Origin of the sequence: Tenacibaculum ovolyticum DSM 18103 (assembly GCF_000430545.1) — a bacterium.
In the GTDB taxonomy this organism is placed as follows: domain Bacteria; phylum Bacteroidota; class Bacteroidia; order Flavobacteriales; family Flavobacteriaceae; genus Polaribacter; species Polaribacter ovolyticus.
Genome location: NZ_AUMF01000036.1, coordinates 1 through 1,916, shown reverse-complemented (window position 1 = coordinate 1,916; position 1,916 = coordinate 1). Strand labels below are relative to the sequence as shown.

Sequence of the window (1,916 nt, the reverse complement as noted above, 5' to 3'; positions counted from 1 at the left end):
CACCCCAACAATAATAGGTTTGTTGTTATAATTAGGAATACTTGCGTTAATATAGTTTTTTACTTGTTTCTGATAACCAGTTTGTAATTTTAGTATATTCTCGCTAGGCAAAACCTTACAGTTTTGAGTTTATTTTATCTTTTTAAATTAGTATCTTAACACTTAATATATCTTCATTTTTATACAAACATTAGCTTAACGTTTTTCGCTAAGTCAGGAGACTTTGCGGAGCGGGTTCTTTTGATTTCATGCAGCTTTAAGTTTTTTTTTGAAAAACTATTGTAATTTTTAAAATCTAAATGACATAGTTTATTTATTAATTATTAAAGGGCAGTATTTTGAAGCTAAATTCAATTTCTCTTTAACAACACTAATATCCGTAGTGATTAATGAACTATCCTTAACTAAGAAAATCTTAGTTTCTAAATCTCTCACATTAATTTGCCTTCCATTTAATTCTATCGCATTTTCAGGGTCAAAGTTATCATTTATTTCTGTTTCAATAACAGAAAGACAGCTATTCGATATAATATCTAAAAAACCATCTTTATCTACATCTACAAACCAGCTTTCTAGAGCTAAAGAGACTCCTGCGTCTCCTTCTAAAGATGTTATAGAGAAATCAGAAATATATTCTTCTTCAGAATCATTATATAAAATCACATCATAAGAAAGAAAAGAGTCACCTTGTTCTTTAATTATTATATAAGCCGTAATACTGGTGCTTAAACTCTTTTTTCCATAGAAATAATAATTATTCTCGCTGTTGTTAATTTCCTTTAATAACAATTTTAAAGGGGTTGATAAAGATTTTGTATCAAATTCTTTATCAATCATTTTTAATGATTCTGGTTTTTCAGAATTATTCTGTGAAACAAAATGTTTTTGATTATTTACGGTTTTATCAAAATGCTTAAAAAAAAGTATATTATTAATCTTTTCAACTTTTTTTACTTTAGCTGAAGTTTCGGTTTTGTTTAGAGGATTATCTTTTTTACAACTTAAAAGAGCAACTATTACAATCAAACTTACGGCTATTTTTTTCATTAGAAACGAATTTTAATTAAGGTTACGTACAAATCTAAATGATTTTTATTTATTATTAGTTAATAGTCTATTGAAGTTGAATGTGTAAATGATTTTCATTATCAGGAAATATAATTGTTTTAGAATTTTTAACTCTTTTCTCTAACTCTACTTTTAAATTGTTATTAATTATTTTAGTATATGCTTTATTACTCTTGCCATTTAATTGTGAAGTATGCTTGCTTAAGCCGAGGCTTTTCCATTTTGACTCACTTGGAAAGAAACCTCCTTGACCAGGAAGACCAATTCCATAATTTCCTTTTGGTAAATTTTTAATAACTTCTAATATCATTTTTTCAGCATCAGGTTGATTAAATGCAATTTTTTTGTTTTCAGATGTTCTTAAATTAAAGTCAATTGCGCTTGCTTTGTTTCCGTGCTTACTACGTCTAAGAGATCCACTACTATTCCAAACCATGAAGCTTCCTAATGCTAGTCTATTAGGTTTTTTTGGAGAGAAGTTATTATCTTTCCAATTGATTACATTTGATTTAATTATTTGTAAAACACTTTCTAATACTGGGATATTTTCAATTTTTGGGTCAAAATATTTCTTTGGTTTAGCAGTTCCTTTACCATTTCCTATTTGTTTACCATCTCTTATTTTTATAAAAGTATCTTTTGTACCCCCAAAACCAGAATCAAAATTATCTTTCCCTTCTGAATTAAACTTAACTAAACCTAGAGATTCACCTTTTAAGATAATATCTGCTATTGATGCATTCTTTTTCGCTGTCGATGATTTATCATATTCTAATTCTAGCCACTTCTGTATTGGATCGTTATTTAAAATTTTAATACTCTTATCTATTATCTCTCCTTGTTGGTGG

General features: G+C 27.3%; 2 protein-coding genes. Both read right to left on the bottom strand.

The features are described from left to right. Window positions 1-309 precede the first annotated feature (309 nt). On the bottom strand, window positions 310-1,047 hold the full coding sequence (locus tag H518_RS0109995) for a hypothetical protein (RefSeq protein WP_028888917.1): 738 nt from the start codon (window positions 1,045-1,047) through the stop codon (window positions 310-312). A gap of 67 nt (window positions 1,048-1,114) precedes the next feature. After that, window positions 1,115-1,916, bottom strand: an 802-nt coding sequence (locus tag H518_RS21225) for a hypothetical protein (protein WP_043706846.1), incomplete at its 5' end; no start/stop codon positions are given.

Bases quoted from the DNA above. Each gene is read 5' to 3' on its own strand.
- H518_RS0109995 (WP_028888917.1), bottom strand. From the start codon at position 1,047: ATGAAAAAAATAGCCGTAAGTTTGATTGTAATAGTTGCTCTTTTAAGT.